The sequence below is a fragment of the Achromobacter sp. JUb104 genome (assembly GCF_024806975.1).
Classification (GTDB): domain Bacteria; phylum Pseudomonadota; class Gammaproteobacteria; order Burkholderiales; family Burkholderiaceae_B; genus Achromobacter; species Achromobacter spanius.
Map to the genome: position 1 here is coordinate 1431064 of NZ_JANUEY010000001.1, position 25041 is coordinate 1456104.

The window sequence follows — 25041 nt, forward strand, 5'->3', positions numbered from 1 at the left end:
TCAGGTCGGGCGCGTTGGCGGCTGCGCGGCAAGCGGGGCGTACTGCCCCATCAGCGCCACCACCCAATCGATGAACACCCGCAGCTTGGTGCTCACATGCCGGTTTGGGGGAAAGGCGATGGTCAGCGGCATGGGCTCCAGCCGCCAGTCCTGAAACAGCGGCTGTAGTTCGCCCGTGGCCAGGTGCGGTTGGGCCATGTATTCCGGCAGCCACAACACGCCCAGCCCGGCCAGCCCCGCCGCCAGATAGGCGTTGCCATCATCCACCGCCAGCACGTAGCGCCCATGCACGTGCACGCTTTCGTCGCCACGCTGCATGGCGTAGGGGAAGGCCTTGCCCAGCCGCTGCCACAGGTAGCCCACGATGCGGTGGTGCGTGTCTTCCAGCTCGCGCGGATGCGCGGGATGGCCGGCGCGCGCCAGGTAGCTGGGCGCGGCGTAGACGCCCAGTTGCAGGTCGCCCACGCGGCGCGCCATCAAGGACAGGTCGGTCAGTTCGCCGCCGCGCACCACGCAGTCCACGTTTTCCGCGATGAGGTCCACGATGCGGTCACTTGCGCCCATGTCCAGTTGGATGTCGGGATATTGCGCGTGGAAGGCGGGCAGCGCCGGTATCAGGACCATGCGCGCCAAGGGGCTGGGCACGTCGATCCGCAAGCGGCCCCGTGGTGACGTCGATGCGGCTGACAAGCTGGTTTCGGCGTCGTCCATGTCGGCCAGCAGCTTCAACACTCGCTCGTAATAGGCCGCGCCGTCGGCGGTGACGTTCACCTGGCGCGTGGTGCGATTCAACAGCCGGACGCGCAGCCGCGCTTCGAGTTGCTGCACCAACTGCGTCACGGTGGTCTTGCTCATGTGCAGGGTTTCTGCGGCCTTGGTGAAGCTGCCTGCTTCCACCACGCGGGCAAACGCCTGCATCGCATCGAATCGGTCCATGGGGGGCTCCGGCGGGCTTGATGAGTGTTTGGATTCTACAAACAGTGATGGACAGGCTTGCGCGTTTATCGGCGGGTAGCCCGTCTTTACAGTGGAGTCATCGCTAACGACGGGCCGCTTTTCTTCCTGACGATGGCCCACTGAAGGAGTTATCCATGACGACACGAGACGTTGTTTTTCCCGCCGGCCGCCACGCGCTTTATGAGCGCCACCGCTATTCTCCCGCCATCCGGTCTGACGGATTCCTGTTCGTATCGGGCCAGGTCGGCAGCCGCGAAGACGGGTCGCCCGAACCCGATCTTCAAGCGCAAGTGCGGCTGGCCTTCGACAACCTGAACGCCATTCTTAAAGCGGCGGGCTGCACCTTTGACGATGTGGTGGACGCGACGGTTTTCATGGTCGACCCGGCATCGAAGTTCGAGCAGATCTGGCAGGTGGTGCCCGAATATTGGGGCGCCGCGCCGTATCCCTCGCTTACCGCAGTGGGTGTCACGTGGCTGAGCGGGTTCGACTTTGAAATCAAGGTGATCGCGAAGCTGCCCGAGACTGCCTGATGGGTGCATGCCGGGTGCATGTCGGGTGCCTGGTGGCCCGGCGCACCTCCGAACAGCGCACAACCGTCCGCAGCATTATCGCCCCGCGCTTACTTCACCACGTAGTTGTTGGCTTCGGCTTCGCCCGACCATTTGCGCAGGGCGGCAATGAATTCGGGGCACACGTTGCCTTCCACGTTGGTGCTGGTGATGACGCTGTTTTCCATGCGCATCAGCACCATGCACTCGTACACGCGCGTACGGTTCTGATAGTGGCCGGTGCTATTGGTCTGAAACACCGGCGTGGCGGCAGAGGTTCTGGTGGCCGGAATCATGCCCACCACTTGCTGGCTGGTGCCAGTGGTGACCCATTCCGAATAAGGCGCGGCCTGGTAGTCCGACCATTCCAGCTCCATCGTGTTGCCCACCGCGCGCTTCTTGGACGGTTCGCCCAAGGCGGCGATGGCGTCGTTGATGGAGCGGCCTTCCATGTTCTTCGCCACGTTCACGCTAGGCGAAAACGACAGCCCCGACTTGAACACATTGCCCAGCGACGGCAGCGCGGAGCTGCCCCCGTCGGGCATCGGGGCGCAGCCTGTCAGGCCGATCGCGGCGGCGATCAGGGCGGCCGGCAACAGCAGCGGCTTGCGGCGGTTCGGGGCGTGTAAGGGCAACGTCATGGTGTGAAGTCGATGTTCCGTGGCAGGGGGCGTGCGGCATCCGGGGTGCGGCGTGTTTGTTTCTTTTCGTGACAGGCAGGGCTGCCAGGGGGTGCACGGCTTTCGCCACGCAACGCGCGTCCCGGCTGGCGATGCGCTTAAGAAAAGTCCGACATTTTTACCGGAAAACGGGGCCGGCATTCTTATCACGGCATGTGAAATTTGTTACTCAATATGCCCGGGCGGGCATAAATGCAGGGGACGGAGCAGGGGGGCTCTTTGCTAAGATCGTCCCCGCTTGTCGTGCAGCGCGGCTGGGCCGAACCTCCCAAAAGGACCCCGGAGCGTCCTGGGAGCGTCCCCCGGCCGCGTCCCAACCCGCACGATCCATTTCCCGCTACATCCATCCAGACCCCGACGATGATGCCTGCTCGCTTTCACCCCCTGATCCGCGCCGCCTTCGCCGCGATTGCCTTGCTGGCCGGCCTGGCCGCCAGCCCCGCCTATGCCGACAAGCAATTCGGCGGCATCGCCACCGACGGCAATCACGACAAGACCTATTGGGTGATGCCCGAGGCATCGCAGAAAGACGCCGAGGCCGCGAGCCTGGCCGAGTGTCGCCGCCAGGGCGGCAAGGAATGCAAGAAGCTGGGCTGGTTCTCGGACAGTTGCATGGCCTATGCACGCAACTCGCGGCAGGACCTGTTTCCGGGCAACAGCGTGGCCCCCGAACTGGCCGCCAAGAAGGCCATGCGCCGCTGCACGGCCGGCAGCCCCGATGGCAAGTGCCGCTTGATGACCCTGCCATTCTGCGTCGGCCCGGGCTATAGCGCCGCCGATTTGCAGGCGGCCAAGCGCGCCAAGCCGGCCGAGGTGGAAGCCTTGTCCGCCAAGTTGAATGACCGCGAGTACTGGGGCGCCCTGGCGGAAAACGCCGACGGCGGCCTGCTGTATTCCGATGGCTATCCCAAGGAAGACGATGCCATCTCTTCGCTGCTGAAGTGGGAAGACTGCAAGGACTGCCGCAAGGTCCTGACCTACAAGGACACTTGCGTCGGCATGGCCTGGGTGAAGGGCAGCGAAGGCCGGGGCACGCGCTTTACCGCGCAAAACCCCGACCCCGTGGCCGCGCGCGAGGAAGCGCGCTCGGTGTGCACCACCAAGACCGGCGCACCGGCTTGCGTGGCCATGCTGCGTTGCTCGGGCCGCGCCTACATCGACGGTTACCCCGGCGAAGACGTCAAGCCGAAGTAAGCCGTCGTCAGTTGTAGCGCGCTACGAATCAGGCGCGACCAACCAGGCCCTGTACGGTTCTGGCGCTTTACTTTCGCATTACTTGTCCAGCCAGGGCGCTTCCTTCCACAGCTTCTGGAATTCGGCCTCGCCATTGGCCAATTCACGAGCATAGTCGGCGGGCGGCAGATAGCGCAGCGGGGCGAACATCTCGTTCGCCTTGGCTTGGAAGGCGGGGTCGTCAACCGTGCGCTTCACGGCATCCACCAGCTTTGCGCGCACGTCGGCGGGCAAGCCCTTGGGCGCGGCCAAGCCGCGCAGCGACGCCAATTCAAAGTCGTAACCCTGTTCCTTGAAGGTGGGCACGTCAGGCAGAGCCGCCGAGCGCGTTTTGCCCATCTGCCCCAGGAAGCGCAGCGGCGTGCCGCCTTTCTGGTATTGCAGCGCTTCACCCACGTTGATGGCGCCTATGGTGATTTCGCCGCTGGCCAAGGCGCCGCGCACTTCGCCCGCGCCCTTGTACGGAATGTGGCTGAGCTTGGTGCCCGACGCGCGTTCAAAACGCAACATGGCCAGATGGTCGTCGGAGCCGGTGCCGGTGGTGCCCACGGTGGCCTTGCCTGGATTCTTCTTGGCGTAGGCAGACAGGTCCGCCAGCGTCTTCAATTCGTTGTCGGTGCGCACGGTGAACGCGCCCGGGTCGTCAATCAGATTGCCCAGCAGGTCATAGCTTTGCCAGGTGAAGGCGGACTTGCGCTCGATCGGAATGGTCAACAGATTGGGCGTGTTGATGAAGCCGATGGTGTAGCCGTCGGGTTGCGCGCGGGCCAGTTCCGTGAAGCCGATGGCTCCACCCGCGCCGGGGCGGTTCAACACCACGATGCGGGCGTCGTTACCCAGGTACTTCTGCAAGAAAGGCGCCATCATGCGCGCCACAAGATCGGTGCCGCCGCCAGGGCCGTACGACACGATCAGGTTGATGGGGTGTTCCGGGTAGCCGGCCGCTTGCGCGCCACCGGCGAACAGCGTGGCGCCGGACAGCAGCGCGATGGACGCGGCCAGCGCGCGCAGGGTGCGGCGCTTGATGGGGGGGTGTTGCATGTTGTCTCCTCGGGGGATGGGTCGGCGGCTTCATGCCGCACTGTGTGTTCGGTTGCCGCGCAAGGGCGGCACCGTGTTACTGCAATTTCGCCAGTCGGGCTTGCGTGGCCGGCCAGACTTCCGGGTTGACCAGTTGCGGCGGCCGTTCACCGCGCAGCATGGCCATCAACTGTTGGGCCGACGACTGCGCCACATTGCGACGGGCTTCGTGCGTGACGCCCGCCGTATGAAAGGTGGCCACCACATTGGGCAGGGCCAGCAACGGCGTGTCGCGCGGGGGCGGTTCCTGTTGCCAGACATCCAGGCCGGCGCCGCGCAGATGGCCGCCGCGCAAGGCGTCGTACAGCGCTGCCTCGTCATGGATGCCGCCACGCGCGGTCGACAAGAAAACGGCTTCCGGCTTCATGGCGGCGAACGCGCGCGCGTCGATCATGCCGCGCGTCGAATGGTCCAAGGGGCAATGCAAGGACACCACGTCGGCTTGCGCCAGCAGGTCGGATAAGGACACCGGTTCCGCGCCGCGAGCGCGGATGGTATCGGCGTCCAGCAGCGGGTCATGCGCAATCACGCGCATGCCGAAGCCTTGCGCAATGCGGGCCACGCGCGAACCGATCTGGCCGATGCCCACCAGCCCGATGACGGTGCCGTGGATCTCGTGGCCCATCAGGTCTTCGCGCGTGAAGCCCGTGTCGTGGCGCAGGCGTTGATGCGATTCCACCACGCGGCGCTGCACCGCCAGCAGCAGCGCGTACGTGTGTTCGGCCACCGACGCGGCGTTGCCGCCCGCCTGGTTCACGACGGCGATGCCGGCCGCCGTGCAGGCGGGCACGTCCACCGTGTCATAGCCCGCGCCGCCGGACGACACGCACATCAGGTCCGGGCACTGCGCAATGAGTTCAGCGTTCACGAACCACTGGCGCGGCAATTCGTCTTTGGCGGCCGACACATGGTAGGCGTGGGCCGTCTTCAGGCCCGCCAGCGTGCGGGCGTCGTCGCCATGCGCAGGCAGCACCGACAAGGCAATGTCGGGTTGCGCGCCGATGATCTGGTCGAACACGGGGTTCAGCCACAGGTCCAGGCGGCACAGGCGTTTAGGGAAATTTTGCGAAGCAGTAGCAAGATCCGGCATGTCGCCCAGTCTCCGTATAGGTCTTCAATCTTTGTTTGAAGCGACTCTACTCGGGCTGAAATAGGAGATAAAGCGAATAATTTTCTTATTCAAGGGCGACTTTTTGGAAACAGTGCCCGCGCTAGACCATGCTTGCCGGCGCGTCGAATTCCAGCGTGTCTTGCGCCAGCGCGCGCAGGCTGACCAGCATGGGCCGCGTGTCGTCGCGACGCCATTGAAAGGTGTAGGGCAGGGGCCGCAAGGGCGGCAGGCCGGGCAGCGGATGCAGGTCGCCGCGCTGGATCAGGATGCGTGCCCAAGCGGTAGGCAGGAAGCCCAGCCCCAGGCCTTGGCGCAACATGCCCGCAATGGCGCCCCAGCTATTGCAGCACTGCATGCGCCCCGGCGAGATGCCCTGTTCGGTCAGCCAGTCGTCCAGCATGCGGATCACGCCGGAGCTTTGGGGTTGGGTAATCAAGGTCAGGCCGGGCAGGTCGGCAGGGGTTAGCGCCGTGGGGTCGGGCACCGCGCGCCGCGATGCCACCCATTCAAACTCCGCGCTGCCGATCAAATGTGAGGCGATGGACGCCCGCGACGACGGCCCGGCGATCACCGCAAAATCCAGGTCGCCTTCCTCCAGTCCGCGCTCCACCAATTCGCCCACGCCCACATAGGGCTCGACCAGCAGGTTGGGGTGCGCGCGCTGAATCTCTTCGATCAGGCGCGGCATCCACGTGATTGACGTGAGTTCTCCCGCCCCGAAGCGGCAGCGGCCAGAGAACGTCAGGTTGCTGCTGGCCTGCTGCATGAATTGGTCGGCGTTGCGCAGCAGGTCCTTGGCGTGTGGCACCAGTTGTTCGCCCAACGCCGTCAGTGTGGCGCTGCGCGCGCTGCGGCTGAACAGGTCGGCGCCGATGGACGCTTCAAGTTCGCCGATGCGCTTGGACAGCGACGACACCGAGATATTCAGCCGGTTGGCGGCAATGGCGAAGTTCTTGCAGGTGGCGGCCCAGTAAAAGGCTTCAAGTTGCTTTAGCGTCATGGCGGTGCAGGAAGAATCGAGAGCGAAGAAAAGTGTAATAAGCAATATCGATAAAGTCACTTTATTCAAAGCGCCCACGCGCCTATAGTCGTCCGCCATTGCCCAAGACAACAGCGCGGCCGCCTGTGCGGACCGATCGCGAGGAGCCACCCATGTTCGACCCCCTGCGCCAGATACTCAGCCTGCATGACTTTGAAGACGCGGCGAAACGACGCCTGCCCAAGCCCATCTACGCCTATGTGTCCGGTGCGGTGGAAGACGGGCAATCCGAACGCGGCAACCGGCAGGCCTTTGCGCAGTACGGCTTTCGGCCCAAGGTGCTGGTGGACGTATCGCAACGCAGCACGCGCACCACGGTATTGGGTCGGGAGTACGCCGCGCCGGTGGGCGTGGCGCCCATGGGAATCTCGGCGCTGTCCAGCTATCGCGGCGATGTCGTGCTGGCCCGCGCCGCCGCCGAGGCGAACGTGCCCTGCATCATGAGCGGGTCGTCGTTGATTCGGCTGGAAGAGGTAATGCATGCCGCGCCGGGCACCTGGTTTCAGGCCTACCTGCCGGGCGACGACGCGCAGATCGCGGCCTTGATCGACCGCGTGGCGGCAGCCGGCGTGACGACCTTGGTGCTGACGGTGGACACGCCTGTGGCCGCCAACCGCGAGAACAACGTGCGGGCGGGGTTTTCAACGCCGCTGCGGCCCAGCGTGGGCCTGGCCTGGCAAGGGCTGACGCATCCGCGCTGGCTGTTCGGCACGTTCCTGCGCACGCTGTGGCGCCATGGCATGCCGCACTTCGAGAACAACTACGCCACGCGCGGCGCGCCGATTCTGTCGGCCAACGTGCTGCGCGATTTTTCCGACCGCGGTCATCTGAACTGGCGGCACGTGGCCGCCATCCGCCGCCGCTGGCAAGGGCAGATGGTGATCAAGGGCATTCTGCATCCCGACGATGCGCGCACCGCGCGCGCGCAGGGCATGGACGGCGTCATCGTGTCGAACCACGGCGGGCGGCAACTGGACGGCAGCCTGTCGCCCTTGCAAGCGCTGCCGGCAGTGGTCGACGCGGCCGGTGCCATGGACGTGATGCTGGACAGCGGCGTGCGGCGCGGGTCCGACGTGCTCAAGGCCATGGCGCTGGGCGCGCGCTGCGTGTTCGTGGGCCGCCCGTTCAACTACGCGGCGACGGTGGCCGGGCAGCGCGGCGTGGCGCATGCCATCAGCCTGATCGTGGAAGAAGTCAGGCGCAATATGGGTCTGCTGGGCGTGGTGGACGTGACGCAAGTCAACGCGGACACCTTGGTGCGCGTGCCGTCGGTGGGGGATGGCACGCAGCACGGCTAGGCCAGGCCAGGCAAGGCAAGGCCAGGCAAGGCCAGGCAAGGCAAGGCCAGGCAAGGCAAGGTCAGACATGCCCTAGAATGCCGGCACCGCTTTTCACGAAGCACCAATCGCGAACCGCCTTGCCGCATCCCTCAAGCGCCACTTTTTTTTCCAGCCCAAGCAAGCGATCTTGCCTATGCCTTGCGCTGGCACTGCTCGTTTCGATACCCGCCATCGCCCGCGCGCAGCCCGCCGCGTCTGAAAATTCCTACGCGAAGACCGTCGAGCCCATCGGCGGCGACTTCGCGCTGCAAGGCTATCCGCGTTCCCACCTGCGAGCCATCCTGTTTCGCGGCAAGCCCTATCGGCCCTTGAATGCCGTGGAGTTCATCCACGTGCGGGCGCTGGGGCCTACACAAGGCGGCCAGCCGATGCTGATGGCAGTGTCGAACGACTTCATGGGTGTCGGCACAATACTGATCGCGGTGCAAAACGGCACGCCGCTTGCACGCGTATTGAGCCCTACCGTCGACATGCACGACCCCGACATGGGCGTGGCACAACCCGGCCGCAAGGACCTGCTGCTGTTCACGGCGGGCTCGCGGGCGCTGGTGACATCGACGGGCCAGGTGCTGTGGTTTGAACATCAGCGCCCGAAGGAAAAACTGCATTCCATTCCCCAGTTGGTATCCGTGTCGCCGGACAACCGACACGGCGCGCTCTTGCTGGACAACGAGATCCGACTTGGCCGCTTGGACGATGGCCCCTATGCCACCGTGCCGTTCACCAAAGCCATGCAAACCAAGGCTTTCAGCAGCTTATGGGATGAAAGCTCGCAGGCCGCCAGAAAGGCGCTGGACGCCGGCAAGCGGATCGACCAGCGCCGTCTGTACCGCAACTTGAAGGCAGAATGGATCAACAAGAATTTTCAGTGGCAAGAAGGCAAGGGCGGATGGCAGTTCAATGGTTATGGTCTGAAGTCGGCGGCGTTGCCGGTTGCCACGGCGCAGGAGCGGTAAGGTGAGGTCGACTTTGTTGATGCCGAATTCGTTGATGTCGAATTCATTGATGCCGTCGATCCGGCGCTTGACGACGCTTGGCTTGCTGGCGCTGCTGGCGGGATGCGCGGGCAGTGTCGAGATCTTTGAAGAACATGTCCGCACCGAAGACGCCAAACCGACGGACGTGGTCCTGACGCTGGACGTTGCGTTCGCGCGCGCACCCGACTTCGAACCCGAAACCAACACCTACAACGGGCCGCCCCGGCGCGTGGAGTATTCCGGCTACCCCAGCCTGGACGTGCCGTTCTATCAAAAAGGCCTGGGCATGGACCTGGGCGTGTTGGGCGACCCGCGCGCCTTGCTCGCGCTGCCGTACCCATCGCCCACCACCCGCACCACCTCGGCGAAACTGAAAATATTTGGTGAGCGCCGCGATGCCCGGCATTACCGTTTTGTGGTGCTGCCGCGCGCAGGTTGGAACAGCTACAACAGCTTCCAGGTGTCGTTCGCCATCAATGGCCGGCGCGAGGGCATGACGTTTGCCTACAGCGCGAAGGCCGTGTGCGAAAGCGCGTTCGACGTCACGACACCCACCTACGGCTTCGGCATGTCGGTGTCGGCGAGCTTCGCGAACGGCAAGCCCGGCTGCCTGATGGCCTGCGATGCGCGACCGGGTTACCCGGGATATTGCGCGTTTGGCGCGGATGTTGAGTCGATGCTGGCCAAGTAGCTGAACGCGGCGTAGCGCACGCCGCCCGTAATTTTCTGCATCGACATCCGTGAGCGCCCGCGCGCGCGGCACGGCTATTTTCACATTGCGTATCGGTATTTGTTGCGCGCCTACGCCGCCCCTATCCTGATTTTTTCAATCACACAGGGGCGGTACATGAGCATTCAACGCAAATCAGCCTGGCGCGCGGGCCTGGGCCTGCTGGCCGGCGTCATCGTGGGCGCGGGCTTATTCAGCAACTTTGCGGGGTCGGCGCCGATGCCGGGCGAAGACGCCAACCGCTATCCGAACCGGCCCGTCAAGATCGTGGTGCCGATGGCGGCAGGCGGCAGCGGCGACAAGCTGGCGCGCACCATCGCGCAGAAGCTCAGCGAAAAATGGCACCAAAGCGTGGTGGTCGAAAACCAGCCCGGCGCCAGCAGCAGCATCGGTAACGCGGCGGTCGCGCATGCGCGTGGCGATGGCTATACCTTGCTGCTGGGCGGCGATGCGCTGTCGTTGAACGCGTTGCTGCCCGGCAAGTTGCCCTACGACCCGGTGAAGGACCTGCAAGGGGTAACCAAGGCCGTGGTGAACCCGCAATTGCTTGTCGTGCGCCCCGGCCTGGGCGTGAAGACCTTTGCCGAGTTCGTGGCGCTGGTGAAACAGAAGCCGGGCGAGGTGTCGCTGGCGCTGCCGGGTGGCACGGGCAGCTTGCAGCATCTGGCAGTCGAGCTTTTGAACGAACGCATCGGCGCCAAAACCAATCAGATTCCCTATCCCGGCGGTGGACCCGCCATGCTGGATGTGCTGGGGGGCCACGTGGATGCCATGTTGATCACCTTGGCGGCGGCCACGGAAAACGTGCGCAACGGCAAGCTGGTGGCGCTGGCGGTTACCACACCGTACCGCTCCAAGGCGCTGCCCGACGTGCCTACCCTGCAAGAGGCGGGCTTGTCCGATTACGTGGTGGAAAGCTGGCAGGGTCTGTCTGTACCGGCCTCGACGCCGCGCGCCATCGTGGACCGCATCAACCATGACGTGGTGGCCGTGCTGCGCGAGCCCGAGACGGCGGCGTTGCTGGAGAACCTGGGCTTCACCATTGCGGCGACCTCGCCCGAAGCGGTGGACCAGACGGTGCGCGATGACATCGCGACCTATCGCCGCGTGATTGCATCGGCCGACGTGAAGCTGAAGTAGGGCGCCGCCGCCCGTCGCATATTGATATCTGAAAGTCTTCTTTGTCTTGCCGGCGTGGCGCCCGCAGCATGGACCTTCGTTCACTTCAATCGACAAGACAACAACATGGCAATCAGCAAGACAACGGGCGCGGCCCGCATGGCATTCACACTGGCGCTGGCTTTGGCGGCCGGCGCGGCCCACGCCGACGCCACGCTGGACAAGATCCGGCAGCGGGGCACGGTGACCATTGGCGTGCTGGCCAATGGCGGTGTGTTCGGATCGTTGGACCCCGCCACGCAGCAACTGGTGGGCTGGAACCCCGAGCTGGCACGTGAAGTGGCCAAGGGCCTGGGCGTGAAGGCGGAACTGGTGCAAGTGCAAACCGCGACGCGCACGCAGTTTTTGATTTCGGGCAAGGTGGACCTGTTGATCGCGTCCATGGAACTGAATCAGGAACGCGCCGACATCCTGGGCTATGCGCCCACGCCGTTCTTCCGCGTGGGTGGCGCGGCCGCCACCTTGAAGGGCAGCGGCATCAACAAGTGGGAAGACCTGCGCGGCAAGACGGTGTGCGTGTCGCAAGGCAGCAGCTACGCCAAGCCACTGTCGTCCGACTACGGCGCCGTGGTCAAGGGTTTCAAGAGTTCGTCGGACTCGCTGTTGGCGCTGCGTGGCGGGCAATGCGTGGCGGCCGTGCACGATTCCACCTTGATCCACCCCTTGCTGCGCAACAACCCGGAATGGGCCGATTACCACGCGCCTATCGCCACCGACGTGTTGCCCGCGAACTCCGTCGTCTGGACCCGCAAGGGCGAGACCGACACCATCGCCGCCGTCGACAAGATCGTGCAGGACTGGCACCGCTCGGGCTGGCTGATTGCCACCGAAAAGCGGCTGGGCATTGAGCCCGCGCAGCCGCTGTTGCAGGAACTGCACGCCAAGTACAAGCAGGGCAGCTAAGCGCGCCCCAACCCGGATCGGATGGACAAGATGAAGCAATTCAGCAAGAAGACGGGCGCGGCGCTGGCCTGGGCGGTGGTGGCGGCCTTGGCGGCCACGGGCGTCGCGCATGCGGACGCGACCCTGGAGAAAATCAAGCAGCGCGGCAGGATCATCGTCGGCGTGGACGGCGCCAGTCCGCCGTTTGGTGTGCTGGACCCGGCCACCGGCAAGGTCGGCGGCTTTCAGACGGAGCTGGGCGCGGACATCGCCAAGCGCTTGGGCGTCAGCCTTGAGACCGTGCCGGTCACCGCTGCCACGCGCGTGCAGTTCTTGCAGGCCGGCAAGGTGGATCTGTTGATTGCCAATATTCAGTGGACCCAGGAGCGCAGCCAGATCCTCAGCTACGCGCCCACTCCCTACAACCTGGTGGGCGGCGCGGCCATGGTGTCGAAAAGCAGCGGCATCAAGCGGTGGGAAGACCTGAAGGGCAAGGTGGCATGCGTGTCGCAAGGCAGCAACTTCGCCAAGCCCTTGCAGGACACCTACGGCGCGGTGGTCAAGGGCTTGCGCAATATTCCCGAGTCATTGCTGGCGCTCAAGGGCGGCAGTTGCGATGCGTCGGTGCACATTCAGCCCGCGCTGTATGAAACGCTGCATGGACCAAACGGCGCGCAATGGAGCGACTTCGAGCTGGCCACGCCAGATCAGTTGATTCCGTCGCCCACGGTGATCTGGACGCGCCGCAACGAAGCCGACACACGCGCGTTTGTCGACGGCGTCATCCGCGACTGGCTGACGACGGGCCTGCTGGTGCAAGAAGCCGAACGCCATGGCGTGCCGGCCGATTACTTGAAGCAGGTCACCGCCCAGGCGCGGGCCGGCAAGTTCGATAGCGCACCGCCCGAAGCCGGGAGCCGGCCATGACAGCGTTGAATCTGTTTCCCGACGTGCTGTCGCGCCGCGCCCGTGGCGCCGAGTTGTCGCCCATTGCCGCTGCCGGCGCGCGTGCGGCGCGCTTGGCGGCCGAGGGCCGTTCCATCCTGGTGCTGACCTCGGGCGAGCCTGACTTCGACACGCCGGCGGCCATCAAGGACGCGGCCCTGGCCGCGCTGGAACGGGGCCACACCAAGTACACGCCCACGGCCGGCACGGCGGCGCTGCGGCAGGCGGTGGCGCGCGGCTTCGGGTCGCGCAGCGGCCTTGCCACGGATGCGTCCAACGTCATCATTTCCAATGGCGGCAAACAGGTCATCTACCTGGCGCTCAACGCCACGCTGGATGAGGGCGACGAGGTGATCGTGCCCGCGCCGTACTGGCCCACGTTTCCCGACGCGGTGCGTATCAACGGTGGCCAGCCCGTCGTCGTGCAGACTCGGGCGGAAGACGGCTTCAAGCTGACGGCATCGACCTTGCGTCAGGCGATCACGCCGCGCACCAAGTGGCTGATCCTGAACTCGCCGGGCAACCCCTCGGGTGCGGTCTATTCCGTCGACGAATTGCAGGCGCTGGCGGCGGTGCTGCGTGACGCGCCGCACGTGCTGGTGCTGTGGGACGAGATGTACGAAGAGATCTGGTTCAACCAGCCACCCACGCCGCTGCTGCGCGTGGCGCCCGAGCTTGCGGTGCGCACGCTGGTGGTCAACGGCGTGTCCAAGACCTATGCCATGACAGGGTGGCGCATCGGTTGGGGCATCGGGCCGCAGCCGTTGATTCAGGCGCTGGAGGCAGTGCAATCCCAGGTGTCATCTGGGCCAAGCTCCTTGGGGCAAGCGGCGGCGCTGGCGGCGTTGGAGGGCGTGGCGGACGACTTCGTCCAGACCGCCAGGCTGGCGTATGCACGGCGCGCGCGGCGCGTGGTGGACGGATTGCGTGCCGTCCCCGGCTTGCAGGCGTATGCGCCGCAAGGGGCGTTCTTTGCGTGGATTGGCGTGGCGGGCTTGATCGGGGCGGTGCGCCCGGATGGCCGGCGCATCGCGCATGACGGCGACGTGGTGGACTGGTTGCTGGAGTCGGAAGGCGTGGCGGTGGTGCGCGGCGCCGCATATGGCCTGTCGCCGTATCTGCGACTGTCGTTTGCCGCATCCGACGCGCACATCGACCAGGCCGTCGACCGCATCGGCAGGGCGGTCGCGGCATTGGAGTTGGCGCCTGCCTGGGAGGCCGCCGCATGACTGCTACGTTATTGCAGGCCTGGGTGGATGCCTTCCGCCCCTTGGGCCTGAACTACAGCTTCGTGCAGGATCCGGCCGAGTTGTCGGCGTTTGGCCATGGCCTGCTGGTGACGCTGCAACTGTGCGCATGGACCATCCCGGTCAGCCTGCTGTTCGGCGTGCTGATCGCGGCCGCGCTGACCAGCAACCGCCCGTGGCTGGCCCGGCCATTGCAAGCCTTTGTTGAAGTCACCCGCAACACGCCCACTCTGGTGCAGTTGTACTGCGCGTTCCTGGTGCTGAACATGCTGATCACGCAAAAACTGGGTGGCGGCAATCCCATCACACCGTTCGCCTGGGTGGTCATCGTGGTGGCGCTGCACAAGGGCGTGTTTCACGCGGAGGCGTTGCGCGCCGGTATCGAGGCCGTGCCGTCGGTGACGATGGAAGCGGCGCGTTCGTTGGCGTTCTCACGGGTTCAGATCCTGACGCAGGTGCAGTTGCCGCTGGCCGTGCGCTTTGCCTTGCCCGCGCTGGTCAACAACCTGGTGGACCTGGTGAAGATGACCGCCATCGCTTCGGCCATCGCGGTGGGCGACGTGACGTATGAATCCATCATGATCTGGTCGCACCGGGACAACGTATTGGAATTGCTGCTGTTGATCCTGCTGTACTTCGGCTTGCTGACCTGGCTGGTCAGCGTGGCGGGACGCTGGCTGGAAGACCGTTTGAGGATGCCCGGTTATGGCCAATGATCTTGCCTTGAATGGAACTGCGGCCCGGCCCTCCGGCGGCGTGCTGCCTGCCTTGCTGCGCGATCCGTGGTTTGTGCTGCTGCTGGCGCTGGTGGCCTTGGGCGTGGCGTGGGCCGCCACGGGCACGACGCCGGCCGCCGTCCTGGCCTTGTGGCACTGGGCTCCGGCCTTGCTGCGCGGGCTGGGCATGAACATCCAGATCAGCGTGCTGGCGATGGCGTTGGGCACGGTGGTAGGGCTGGTGGTGGGCGCGGTGGCGCTGTCGCCCTCGGCCTTGCTGCGCCGCGTGGCGCGTGCCTATGTGCTGTTGTTTCGCAACGCACCGATTCTGGTGCTGGTGTACTTCACGACCTACGTGTTCCCGTTTGAAGTCAACGTGGCGGGCTGGTACGTGCCGTTTCCGGATTGGATCAAGGTGGTGATCGGGCTTGGGCTGCCCGCCAGCGCCAATGTGGCCGAGATCTTCCGTGGCGCGATCCAGTCGATACCCAGCGCCCAGTGGGAAGCGGCGCAATCGCTGGCCTTCAGGCGCACGCAGATATTTCGCATGATCGTGTTGCCGCAATGCGTTCGGCGGATGTTGCCGTCCTGGATGAACCTGACGGCCAGCATCACGATGAGCACCTCATTGGCCTCGCTGGTTGGCGTGCACGATCTTGTCGACACCGCCACCGTGGCCAGCAACACCGTCGCCAGCAGCGACTTCACCATCCTTGTCTATTTCACGCTATTGGCGCTTTTCTTCGCCTATTGCTATCCCATCGCGCGTTGGACGCGGTATCTGGAACGACGCTATGACAACACATGAAATCAATCCCCTGGTCAGCCTGCGCGATGTGCATCTGGCGTTTGGCGACACCGAGGTGCTCAAGGGCATCGACGTGGAAGTCCGGCAGGGGCAGGCGGTGTCGATCATCGGCCCGTCCGGGTCGGGCAAGTCAACCATTTTGCGATGCATTACCGGGCTGCTGCGTCCGCAGCGCGGCGTCATCGAGGTGGGCGGTGTGCGCGTGGACGGCTTGAAGACGGAGTCCGACTTCATCGCGCTAAGAAAGCGTGTGGGCTTTGTGTTCCAGCAGTACAACCTGTTCCCGCACTTGACCGTGCTGGAGAACCTGGTGATCTCACCGGTAAAGGTGGGCGGGCAGCCGCGCGCGCAGGCCGAGGCGCGCGCGCGCGAGCTGTTGGCCAAGGTCAGGATGGAGCACAAGGAACGCGCCTATCCCGGCGAACTGTCGGGCGGCCAGCAGCAGCGCGTGGCGATTGCGCGCGCCTTGGCCTTGCAGCCGGAACTGATCCTGTTCGACGAAGTGACGTCCGCGCTGGACCCCGAGATGGTGGGGGAAGTGCTGACGGTGATCCGCGACCTGGTGCAGGACGGCCTGACGTGCATGTTGGTCACGCATGAAATGCGCTTTGCCGAGGAAGTGAGCGATACGGTGTACTTCACCGAGGCCGGCCGCATCGTCGAGGCCGGCCCGCCGTCGCGCATCTTCGACGCGCCACACAGCCCGCGCACCCGCGCGTTTCTGCAACGATCCTCCGGCGCATCACTCGTACGCCGATCGGCGCGCGCAGCCGCGCCGGAGCCCGTTGCGGCGCCGTTCGCCGGCCAGGAGGTGTACGCATGAGCCTCGACCACACGCATGTGCAGACCCGCTTGGTGCACGCCGGGTCGCCCGAATTGAATAACGGCGCCGGGCCGGTGAACGTGCCGGTCGTGCGCACCAGTACCGTGCGCTTTGCCGACACCGCCACGCAGGCCGCCCTGAACACCTTGCGCGCCTCGGGCGACCGTGTCGCCACGTATGGCCGGCATGGCCTGGACACGCACCAGGCGCTGGAGGCCGCCGTCACGTCGCTGGAAGGCGGCTATCGAACCGTGTTGGCGCCGTCGGGCCTGGCGGCGATCACGCTGGTGCTGTTGGCCACGCTAGGGCCGGGCGATCACGCGCTGGTGGCCGACAGCGTGTATTCCCCGGTACGCAAGGTCGACAAGTCCTTGCTGCGGCGCTATGGCATCGAGGTGGAATACTTCTCGCCGGCGCGGGATGCGCTGGAGCGCCTGATCCGGCCGAACACGCGCCTGCTGTACCTGGAGTCACCCAGTTCCTTGCTGTTCGAAGTGCTGGATCTTCCCGCGCTTGCGGCAACGGCGCGCCGCCACGGTGTATTGGTAGCCGCCGACAACACCTGGAGCGGCGGCCTGTACTACCAACCCTTGGCGCTGGGCGCGAACATCTCGATCCAGGCCGCAACCAAGTACCTGGCGGGCCATTCGGATGTGATGATGGGCGTGGTAACGGTGGACAGCGCGGCGCTTGCGCAGAAGATCGGCCAGACCTATGACGCGCTAGGCTTGTCGGTAGGCGCGGACGACGCCTATCTGACGCTGCGCGGCCTGCGCACGCTGGACGTGCGCCTGGCGCGCCATCAAGAAAACGCGCTTGCCGTGGCGCGGTACCTTGCACGGCACGCGGATGTGGCGCGCGTCTTCCATCCCGCGCTGGAGCTAGACCCCGGCCATGCGCTGTGGCGGCGCGATTTCAGTGGCGCAAGCGGCTTGGTGTCTTTTGCGTTCGACAATCCGGACCCGACGGCGGCATCGCGGTTCATTGACGCGCTGCGCTACTTTTCAATCGGCGCATCCTGGGGCGGCTACGAAAGCCTGGCGCTTGAGGCTGCGCCTGAACGCCTGGCGGAACATAGCATCTGGCGGCAAGGTCCTGGCCAGCAATCGGTGGTGCGTTTGCATATAGGCCTTGAGCACCCGCAAGACCTGATCGACGACCTTGAACACGCCTTCGCCGCCACGCGCGATGCCTTGCGCCGCAGCGCCTGAAGCATATGCAAATAAGCCGCGCGCTTTAGGGTTTCTGGCTATGTAGAAGCAATTACAACCTCTTTGTTTGTAGTGAGTCATCGGCACTAGAATTTGCCCTGTTCCACGGCGGGTGGCAGGACATGACTTTATTGCTTTCGATCGACTCGGTGCAGCTTTCCTTTTTGTCGCGCCAGGTCGACGCGGTGCGTGACTTCTATCATCGCGTCATCGGCCTGGACGAAGTGCCCGGCGCCGATGACCAGCGCCTGCTGTTTGCCTTGGGGGAAGCGACCTTGTCGCTATCGCCCGTGGATGAAGTCAACCGGGGTGTCAAACCCGATTACCTGGCCATCAAGACACCCGCCTACGACGAGATTCTGACGCGCCTGCGTCATGCCGGGCACTATCCGGTCTGTTCCTTGCCCGATGCGTCGCCGCGCGTCATGTACGTCAAGGATCCGTCCGGCAACCAACTGGCCTTTCTGGGCTGAAGGCGCTCGATGAATTTCCAACAACTGCGCTCCGTGCGCGAAGCCGTGCGACAGGATTTCAACCTGACGGACGTCTCAGAAAGCCTGCACACGTCGCAACCCGGTGTCAGCCGCCAGATCCGCGAGCTGGAGGAAGAGGTGGGCGTGGACATCTTCGTACGCTCGGGCAAGCGCCTGATCGGCCTGACACCGCCGGGTGAACTGATTCTGCCGCTGGTGGAACAGATACTGCAATGCGCCGACAACATCCGGCATGCGGGCGCCGAGTACGCTGACAGCCGACAGGGTGTGCTGTCGATCGCGGCCACGCATTCCCAGGCGCGCTACGCCTTGCCGCCCGTCATCAAGGAGTTCCGCCAGCGCTATCCGGACGTGGTGCTGCATCTGCACCAAGGCTCGCCCAAGCAGGTATCCGAAATGCTGTTGGAGGGCGAGGCCGACATCGGCGTGGCGACCGAAGCCGTGGCGGACTATCCGGGCTTGGTGAACCTGCCTTGCTACCGCTGGAGTCACAGCATCATCGTGCCGCGCGGGCATCCGCTGGAGGGCATGCACGAAGGCGTGAGCCTGTCGAAATTGTCGCGGTATCCCATCATCACCTACGGCAGGGGCTACACGGGCCGCGCGCATATCGATGAGGCGTTCGCCCGGGCCGGCATCACGCCGGACATCGTCATGACCGCCATGGATGCCGACGTCATCAAGACCTACGTCGAGCTTGAACTAGGCGTGGGTATCGTCGCCGCCGTGGCCTGGGACCCCGAGCGCGACACGCGCCTGAGCGCCATTGATGCGCGCCACCTGTTCGAGATCAACCTGACCCGGCTGGCCATCCGCCGTGGTGCGTGGTTGCGCGGCTACGCGTTTCATTTCATAGAGATGTTCGTACCGACATTGACGCGCGACGTGGTGGAGACGGAACTGAAGGGCGTGGGCTGATCGACGGCTGGCCTAACGCAAGTACGTGACCAACATCCAGGTCACGTCCTGGCCATTCACCTGGGGCATGGGTACTTGGTAGGCGAAGGTCCGCGGACCCGTGGGGACTTCTTCGCAAGTCCAGGAGCCTGGGTACGGGCAGGGTTGTCCCGAGCGAGCACGTGCGCCGACGCCTGGGTTGGCGCACGTGCATCCAATGCCAAATGATCGCTTCACCCTTGTACGCCGGCAGCGCTTCATGCTTGGTGACTACGCACAACACTTCGCCCTTGTCGTCGCCTCGCCACTGCCCCGCGCGCGGCGCAAGCTGGCCCGTCTCGGCGCGGCGGGCAGGTTCCGGTTCGGGGGGGCTTTGATCAATGTCGCGCTGCCAGATGACGCGGCCACGCGACGGGGCTTGTGAAATGGGCGGGGCGAGCTCGCCAGCGTTGAAGTGACGACGCGAGCCGGTTTTGGCCAACGTGTACCACCAGCCGGCTGAAGGAATTTTCTCGCCTACGACAACATGGGTGGGCGTGGGTTCTGTGGGTGCGCCGCCGGGCGTGCGGCCTCGAATCGCTGGCGTGGGCCAATCACTGTCGTCGTCGAACCTGGCCAGCCAACGCTGCGTATCACGGCGGTCAAAGCGTTCACTTGGGTCGCCATCCCATTCGCCAGAACCGACCAGGTCCAATTGCGGATGGCGAATGCGGCGAAGCAGGCGGTTGAGCAGCGCGGGAAGCTCGGGAACACCGTCTTCTACGGGATAGAGTTCGGGTTGCGGGCCAAGCTCGATCCATAGTCCGCAGCTAAGGGTGTCGATGCGGATGCGTGGGTCGGCAAGGTGGGCAACGACGTCTTCGCGGGTGATAGCGAGCTTCTCGCGCCAAATGTCGGACAGGAAAAAGCCCCAGGTGGGAGGGCGGATGCCGGAGGGCAGCTCGGGCGTGAACGTCATGCTGAAAGTGTCATCGGTGTCCAGACCATAGAAATGCGGGGCTAGTGCTCGGTGCCAAACCGCGATTTCGGACTGCATGCCGAACGCCAACGGCGTGCCCCAGGCAAAGCCGCTGTATACCTGCGCGGGCTTTAGACGGCCGATGGTGTCCAGAACGAATTTTCGCCACGCATCCTTATTGTCCAGCCACCATTGCCAACGGTAATAGAACTGAATAGACGAGAAATCGTCGTTCGCTGCTCTATCCCGTTTTCTCCAAAGGTAGGCGGCATGGGTGGGACTGCTTTGCGAGTTCTTTTCGTCCGTAAAGCCGACTGTGAACGATTTGTCGGGGCGAATTTTGTGCGCCCACTCGCGAATGTCTCCTAGTCTCTTGGAACCATAGGGATGGGGACGCTCGGAAACGGGGTGTGTTGAGACGGTATAGGGGTGGCCAAGAAGCGCTTCAAAGGCCTTGTGGATTTCGACCATGTCCAGTGTCGTCCGAAGCAGGTGCTTGGGGTCGTACGTGAAATAGAAGGTCAGATATGGGGTAACGGCAAGTTCGAACGCGTTGAGTTCGACGGCTGTGTTGGGCCATCGCTTCAGGTCTTCCACCATGCCGGCAACGTCTTCCTCGTCCAACAAGCGCTCGATCGTGCTCATTTTGATTTCCTTGGTGTTCCACCTTGGCCACGTTTGTCCGTGGAAGATTTAAATCCAGTGCAGTCTTCCGGTACTCGGAGGAGAGCTACTTTTCTGTTATCCCGGCCCATCAATATGACGTAGTCATCGAGTTGATCCCGTTTCACCCAATCCTTGGGAAACTTGATTTCGACGGCCGCAAAAACGTTTTCGACCGCAAATGGCTGCTGCCGATACTCCACAATGACCAGATCAGGTGCAAGGCTCCCTTTAGGCCGAGGCCAAAAAGGGAAGAACTCGCTGATGCGCTTCGGTCTTGTGGAGGGATCTCCCAGCATCGGCATGTAGGAGGTGCCGTCGTAGTTCGGCTCTGCCTTCAACGGGCTCTGCCATGCCAACAAGTCATCCACCACTTCAAACACCAAGGACGCGGTGGTCTGCTTCAACGCGATATCGATCGTCGTTTCGATGACTTCACCGGGGATCTTCTTGCGGATGCGCCTGGGAACTTTCAGCGGCGACTTCAGCGCCCATTGGCACACCGTACTGATGACGGGGCGAAATGGAATTTTGCGTTCGATGTAGTGCTGGTACGTCACGTTCTCTTTGCGCCCACGCGATACCGTGCTGTTGCCGCCGGTGCGTACGAAGGTCGAGCTTTTGATGGCGCGGATGGGCATAGGTGTAGTCGCGCTGGGTCTGCACGGAGGTGCGGATGCGCTCGGCGTAGGCAAAGCGATGCAGCGCGGGTTCTGCCTGATCTCCACCCGGCATGGGGTTGTAGACCACGGGCCCGCCTTCGGTTTCGCCGTGGATGTAGATGCGGTCGCCGTGGATCAGGCGGTGTCCGTGTTCCGAATGCGCGTAGCGGTAGAAGTAGCCTTCTTCGGCCGCTAGCCTGTCCAGAAACGCCAAGTCGGTGTCGCCGGTTTGCACGCAGTATTCGCGCGGCAGGTGCTCAAAAGTAGTGACCTGCTCGTAGTCAGTGATGCCTTGGCGCTTGATGACGTCGGCCAGGATCTCGGGCACGGACAGGTGTTGGTAGATGCGCCAATCGGAACACAGCGCGGCGCGGGCCAGGGAGGGTTCTACGACCAGCCGATAGCGCGTGCGTCGAAAGCCCGTGTCGGACTGCACGAACTCGGTGACGATGCCGTGTACATGGCGCATCGCCTGGTCCCCGCGCCAGATGGTAAAGAGCGCGGGCTGGTCCAGCAGCGTACCGAAATCAATGGCGGGGTCGACGCTGGACAGTTCGAGGCACAGCCGATAGGTCTCGGACAGCGCTTCGTCCAGCGTGAATTCAATGACATCAAATTCCACGCCACTGGCGGGGATGAAGGTGAAGCGCAAGTCGGACAGACGAGGCACGGCAGTACTCCTTCTGGCGGTGTGCAAGGTGGATCCAAACATCTTGCACATCGACAAATGGCGCCGTCTATAGGACGACTATGAAACTGTGCCGGCCAGGGGAACACCCAAGGGCATGGATGTTGCCAAGGCGCGAACCATGGCACCTTTCAAATTCCGGAGTCCGGCGGCGTCCAGGGCATTCCGTTTTCATCGGTGCTGAGAAAATCGTCCAGCGCCTTCTTGTCGGCAGCAGCTTTTTCGGGGTTGCCGACCTGATCAAACGCCGAGGGTAGCTTGGGTGCGACGGCACGGTAACGCAGGCGCACGGAAGACAAGATGGCGTCCCAGATCTTGCCGGCTTCCCTGTCGGACAAGGCCGCGTCAACGCGGGGTGGCGCAGGTGGACGTTTCCAGAGGGGAATGGCGTGCTTGTCGGGTACGAAGCGGGGAAGGGACCAACGGACAAGGTCGAGCGGATTGGCGGGATCGAAGGCCTTCATCATGACGCCACCCCCTCGCAGGCGTAGATTGATGCCGGGCCGAGTAAAGCCTGGGTCGTCGCGATAACTCTGCGCAACGAACAGGAAGGCATGGTGGTCCACGTTGCGGTAGCTGATACCGCTTTGCTCACCGGCCATGCCGGCGAACGTTGGCGTGCCCGAGCGTAAGACGTTGTAGCGAGCCCCCGCCAAAAATCGCTTCTCCTGCTCCTTCATGTTGAGATATTCCTGTGGCTGGATGGCGTTGATGCGTGCATCAAGCACGATGTTCGAGGCCGGCGCCCGAAACCTCAGCATGCCGATTTCCTGGTCGTGATGCTCGCGGATGATGACGGGACCGAGCCCAAAGCCTGGTCCGGCGCTCTGCGGGTCGGTGATCTTAGAGATGGTCTTGGCCAAGGCTTGGATGCGGGCTTCGACTGGGGCGATGACGTTCTCGAATGAATCAGCCTTGATCAGGACATAGACGTCGTCCACGAGAAGGTGGATTTCATGGGTGTGGTAATTCCTTAGTTCGGGACTATGAAAAAAACGGAGCAACGTTTTCGTTTCGCTCAACTTGATTTTGGCCACCATCATTGACCCACCTGAATCATGATCGACGTGTTGAATTTGGGACGATCTGTCGTTTACTGCGTCCGCGTAACGGCCAGGAGAGACATCCATCCCTAACACCTTGACTTCGACGGTCGTGAAATCGGTATCCAATCCGTAATACAACGTGACGTAGCTGCCGGTGCTGTAAAACCAGTCCGAGGGCAAATCAATCAAGTGTCGGCCGAATGCCCAGGTGCGGATGTCTGTGGTTGTGTTAGTCACTGGGATGTCCTTGTGCTGTAGGAGCAGGATGCTGCCGCCTACGAGGGCAGCAAGCGCAATTGCGGCGGTAACAACGCGCGTCTTCATCATGACTTCCTCGCCTGGGCCGCTAGTTTCAGGATCCACTGCAACGTGATCTGCTTGACCATTTCATTGCGGAATGGACCTTCATGTTCGAACCCCAGCATTTCAATTTGTTCTTTCACTTGGCCGCGCTTGGCCTGGTCAATCGGCGCGCGACCTGAACTGATGGGGACCGTGCCGTCCCCAATGCCGTCCTGCATTTCGCAGTGCAGCTCCCAATCGCTGTATTGCAGCTTTTCCGGGGGGGAAGTGGCGTCGACATACCGTAGCGAGGGAGAAGCAAAACGGCTTTGTCCTCTTGCATAAAGCGGCGTGCGGCCATTGTGCTGAATGTCCGAGTTTCGGGCTTCATGAAGGGCTTCGATCGGGATAGGTGGCTGTGTGACGCGTGCTGGGCGCAGCCCCGGGCGTATCGTCCATCGGATCGATTCGAAGCTCGCGAATTTGGTATCCGATCCGTAGAAGACGTAGGTATTTGGGTGGTAGTAAGTGCCCAACTCTTCGTGGAACTCTTTGGCAAATCCAATGGCACGCGTGTAATGGGTCCATTCGATGGCCGTCCCGCCTTTCGGCGCCAGCCACTCTTCCTTGACCAGACCCCACCACCTGTGTCTTTCTAGATAGATCGTTTCATACGGGCATTGCGAAGGGGATGGAACTGCAGGCATAGCGGGAGTGGTGCGCGATTGTTCTTCGCGTAATAGCTTCAGCCATCCCGGTGAATAGCGCCGCGTCGGCAGCAATTGCAATGCACCGGGCGATTGGGCGAAAACCGCCGTTACTTCCTGCCCGCTGCCGCCGATCACAAGCGAGGTTCCGTAGTCCTCATCTCGCATGCCAACTTTGCAACGCCTGTAGGCCACAGGGGCGCCGTTGGTCGGCATGACGCCGTGGATGATTCCGCAGATTGCGGCCTCCATGATAAAGACATCCACGCCCGGCTTAAGGCGCCGATACGTTGCTTTCGGATCCTCCCAATGCCTGTCCTCCAATTCAAGCGCATAGTTTTCGTGGCGAGGAACCGTTGGGGAGTTCAGGACATGCTCCAACCACCGCAGAAAGCGTTCGTAGCTAGTCTGCCCAACCTCTCCCCAACCGCGTTCCCGATAGCGCTCCCCAAGGGCGGCTTTGCGGGCGGCGGGTAGTAGTTGTCCGTTCTCTTGCACCATTCCTAGCGGAACGTCGGGGACCGCGCCCTGGTCATCGACTTCTACGCGGTCAGTGTGCAAAACGGTTTGCCGGATTCCCGCGCTTTGATTCATCCATTGGCTCAGCAAGTGCGTCGGAATTCCGGCGAAGCCGTTATCAAGCCGCCAGACAGATTCTGGCTGGTCACCGCCCGGTTCTGAAACCGACCTCAAGTTACTCCCCATCACCCCAGGAATAAATATCACCGGCAGGATCAGATCTGGCCCGATACGTAGTTGAACTGGGTCGGTGATCTTGCAATCAGTCAGCGTCCAGGTGAAGCACTGTTGACCTCGGGCGTCGTAGTGAAACGGTGCCACACGCTCGGTCGGCGGGTCTTTCTCAGATTTGATGTCAGTCATTTCTTATCGCCTTTCCATTCGATATAAACGCCATCCATGCGTATGTCTTTTTTGCATGGTCCGAAATTCCTCGCAGTATTCGCGCGGCAGGTGCTCAAAGGTGCTGGTAGATGCGCCAGTCGGAACACAGCGCGGCCCGGGCCAGGGAGGGTTCTACGACGACCAGCCGGTAGCGCGTGCGACGATAGCCGGTGTCGGCTTTGGTGAAGGCGAAGCGGTGGTCTTGCTTGTGAGACAACACGTTCGGTCCTCC

The 25041-nt window shown here is 63.4% G+C and carries 26 protein-coding genes; 15 read left to right on the forward strand and 11 right to left on the reverse strand.

Annotated features, from left to right (window positions below; all coding sequences use genetic code 11):
• Complete coding sequence (locus M2361_RS06530) at nucleotides 1-936, reverse strand: LysR family transcriptional regulator (RefSeq protein ID WP_259247187.1); 936 nt, start codon at nucleotides 934-936, stop codon at nucleotides 1-3.
• Between the two features lie 155 nt (nucleotides 937-1091).
• On the opposite strand from M2361_RS06530, the gene M2361_RS06535 reads away from it, so the two are divergent.
• Nucleotides 1092-1490 (forward strand): RidA family protein, encoded by a 399-nt coding sequence (locus M2361_RS06535; protein ID WP_259247189.1) that lies wholly within the window; start codon nucleotides 1092-1094, stop codon nucleotides 1488-1490.
• Nucleotides 1491-1579: 89 nt separating this feature from the next.
• Here the strand turns inward: M2361_RS06535 and M2361_RS06540 are convergent, their stop codons facing one another.
• Nucleotides 1580-2149 (reverse strand): hypothetical protein, encoded by a 570-nt coding sequence (locus tag M2361_RS06540; protein ID WP_259247191.1) that lies wholly within the window; start codon nucleotides 2147-2149, stop codon nucleotides 1580-1582.
• 399 nt (nucleotides 2150-2548) lie between these two features.
• Here M2361_RS06540 and M2361_RS06545 point away from each other — a divergent pair, with 399 nt between their 5' ends.
• Nucleotides 2549-3382 carry a DUF4189 domain-containing protein gene (locus M2361_RS06545; protein ID WP_259247192.1) on the forward strand — a complete coding sequence of 278 codons (834 nt, stop codon included), beginning with the start codon at nucleotides 2549-2551 and terminating at the stop codon, nucleotides 3380-3382.
• Nucleotides 3383-3460: 78 nt separating this feature from the next.
• Here the strand turns inward: M2361_RS06545 and M2361_RS06550 are convergent, their stop codons facing one another.
• From M2361_RS06550 to M2361_RS06560, 3 genes are all read right to left on the reverse strand, one after another.
• A complete protein-coding gene (locus tag M2361_RS06550) occupies nucleotides 3461-4462 on the reverse strand; it encodes a tripartite tricarboxylate transporter substrate binding protein (RefSeq protein ID WP_259247193.1) in 1002 nt (333 codons plus the stop codon).
• 76 nt (nucleotides 4463-4538) lie between these two features.
• On the reverse strand, nucleotides 4539-5591 hold the full coding sequence (locus M2361_RS06555) for a hydroxyacid dehydrogenase (protein ID WP_259247195.1): 1053 nt from the start codon (nucleotides 5589-5591) through the stop codon (nucleotides 4539-4541).
• Between the two features lie 121 nt (nucleotides 5592-5712).
• Complete coding sequence (locus M2361_RS06560) at nucleotides 5713-6612, reverse strand: LysR family transcriptional regulator (protein ID WP_259247196.1); 900 nt, start codon at nucleotides 6610-6612, stop codon at nucleotides 5713-5715.
• A gap of 152 nt (nucleotides 6613-6764) precedes the next feature.
• Between M2361_RS06560 and M2361_RS06565 the strand changes: the two genes are divergently transcribed.
• From M2361_RS06565 to M2361_RS06625, 13 genes are all read left to right on the forward strand, one after another.
• The gene (locus M2361_RS06565) at nucleotides 6765-7949 is read left to right on the forward strand and encodes an alpha-hydroxy acid oxidase (RefSeq protein WP_259247197.1); all 1185 of its coding nucleotides are present in this window, start codon (nucleotides 6765-6767) and stop codon (nucleotides 7947-7949) included.
• 119 nt (nucleotides 7950-8068) lie between these two features.
• Nucleotides 8069-8947: a hypothetical protein gene (locus tag M2361_RS06570; RefSeq protein ID WP_259247200.1), complete on the forward strand. Its 879-nt coding sequence runs from the start codon at nucleotides 8069-8071 to the stop codon at nucleotides 8945-8947.
• Between the two features lie 34 nt (nucleotides 8948-8981).
• Nucleotides 8982-9659, forward strand: coding sequence for a hypothetical protein (locus M2361_RS06575; RefSeq protein ID WP_259247201.1), 678 nt, complete (start codon nucleotides 8982-8984; stop codon nucleotides 9657-9659).
• A 156-nt stretch (nucleotides 9660-9815) separates the two neighbouring features.
• Nucleotides 9816-10838 (forward strand): tripartite tricarboxylate transporter substrate binding protein, encoded by a 1023-nt coding sequence (locus M2361_RS06580; protein WP_259247203.1) that lies wholly within the window; start codon nucleotides 9816-9818, stop codon nucleotides 10836-10838.
• A 105-nt stretch (nucleotides 10839-10943) separates the two neighbouring features.
• A complete protein-coding gene (locus M2361_RS06585) occupies nucleotides 10944-11780 on the forward strand; it encodes a transporter substrate-binding domain-containing protein (protein ID WP_259247204.1) in 837 nt (278 codons plus the stop codon).
• A 30-nt stretch (nucleotides 11781-11810) separates the two neighbouring features.
• Complete coding sequence (locus M2361_RS06590; RefSeq protein ID WP_259247206.1) at nucleotides 11811-12686, forward strand: transporter substrate-binding domain-containing protein; 876 nt, start codon at nucleotides 11811-11813, stop codon at nucleotides 12684-12686.
• Nucleotides 12683-13933 (forward strand): aminotransferase class I/II-fold pyridoxal phosphate-dependent enzyme, encoded by a 1251-nt coding sequence (locus tag M2361_RS06595; protein WP_259247213.1) that lies wholly within the window; start codon nucleotides 12683-12685, stop codon nucleotides 13931-13933. Before M2361_RS06590 ends, M2361_RS06595 begins: the two co-directional genes overlap by 4 nt.
• Nucleotides 13930-14667, forward strand: a complete 738-nt coding sequence (locus tag M2361_RS06600; RefSeq protein WP_259247216.1) for an amino acid ABC transporter permease — start codon at nucleotides 13930-13932, stop codon at nucleotides 14665-14667. Before M2361_RS06595 ends, M2361_RS06600 begins: the two co-directional genes overlap by 4 nt.
• Nucleotides 14657-15475, forward strand: a complete 819-nt coding sequence (locus M2361_RS06605) for an amino acid ABC transporter permease (RefSeq protein WP_259247218.1) — start codon at nucleotides 14657-14659, stop codon at nucleotides 15473-15475. The genes M2361_RS06600 and M2361_RS06605 overlap by 11 nt, the downstream gene beginning before the upstream one ends.
• The gene (locus M2361_RS06610; protein ID WP_259247219.1) at nucleotides 15462-16298 is read left to right on the forward strand and encodes an amino acid ABC transporter ATP-binding protein; all 837 of its coding nucleotides are present in this window, start codon (nucleotides 15462-15464) and stop codon (nucleotides 16296-16298) included. Before M2361_RS06605 ends, M2361_RS06610 begins: the two co-directional genes overlap by 14 nt.
• Nucleotides 16295-17509, forward strand: coding sequence for a cystathionine beta-lyase (gene metC / locus M2361_RS06615; RefSeq protein ID WP_259247221.1), 1215 nt, complete (start codon nucleotides 16295-16297; stop codon nucleotides 17507-17509). The genes M2361_RS06610 and metC overlap by 4 nt, the downstream gene beginning before the upstream one ends.
• Before the next feature lie 122 nt (nucleotides 17510-17631).
• Nucleotides 17632-17982: a VOC family protein gene (locus M2361_RS06620; protein ID WP_259247223.1), complete on the forward strand. Its 351-nt coding sequence runs from the start codon at nucleotides 17632-17634 to the stop codon at nucleotides 17980-17982.
• 9 nt (nucleotides 17983-17991) lie between these two features.
• The gene (locus M2361_RS06625; RefSeq protein WP_259247226.1) at nucleotides 17992-18921 is read left to right on the forward strand and encodes a CysB family HTH-type transcriptional regulator; all 930 of its coding nucleotides are present in this window, start codon (nucleotides 17992-17994) and stop codon (nucleotides 18919-18921) included.
• Here M2361_RS06625 and M2361_RS06630 read toward each other — a convergent pair.
• The 6 genes from M2361_RS06630 to M2361_RS06655 all read right to left on the reverse strand — a co-directional run bounded on the left by M2361_RS06630 (nucleotide 18854) and on the right by M2361_RS06655 (nucleotide 25029).
• Complete coding sequence (locus tag M2361_RS06630; RefSeq protein WP_259247228.1) at nucleotides 18854-20503, reverse strand: type VI immunity family protein; 1650 nt, start codon at nucleotides 20501-20503, stop codon at nucleotides 18854-18856. The genes M2361_RS06625 and M2361_RS06630 overlap by 68 nt on opposite strands.
• Entirely contained in the window at nucleotides 20500-20928 is a 429-nt protein-coding gene (locus tag M2361_RS06635; protein ID WP_404976284.1) for a VRR-NUC domain-containing protein, read from the reverse strand. The genes M2361_RS06630 and M2361_RS06635 overlap by 4 nt, the downstream gene beginning before the upstream one ends.
• A gap of 28 nt (nucleotides 20929-20956) precedes the next feature.
• On the reverse strand, nucleotides 20957-21853 hold the full coding sequence (locus M2361_RS06640; RefSeq protein ID WP_259247236.1) for a type VI secretion system Vgr family protein: 897 nt from the start codon (nucleotides 21851-21853) through the stop codon (nucleotides 20957-20959).
• 149 nt (nucleotides 21854-22002) lie between these two features.
• Nucleotides 22003-23244 carry a T6SS immunity protein Tli4 family protein gene (locus tag M2361_RS06645; RefSeq protein ID WP_259247238.1) on the reverse strand — a complete coding sequence of 414 codons (1242 nt, stop codon included), beginning with the start codon at nucleotides 23242-23244 and terminating at the stop codon, nucleotides 22003-22005.
• Nucleotides 23241-24788 (reverse strand): hypothetical protein, encoded by a 1548-nt coding sequence (locus tag M2361_RS06650; protein WP_259247240.1) that lies wholly within the window; start codon nucleotides 24786-24788, stop codon nucleotides 23241-23243. Before M2361_RS06650 ends, M2361_RS06645 begins: the two co-directional genes overlap by 4 nt.
• 94 nt (nucleotides 24789-24882) lie before the next feature.
• Nucleotides 24883-25029: a hypothetical protein gene (locus tag M2361_RS06655; RefSeq protein WP_259247242.1), complete on the reverse strand. Its 147-nt coding sequence runs from the start codon at nucleotides 25027-25029 to the stop codon at nucleotides 24883-24885.
• Nucleotides 25030-25041: the final 12 nt, after the last annotated feature.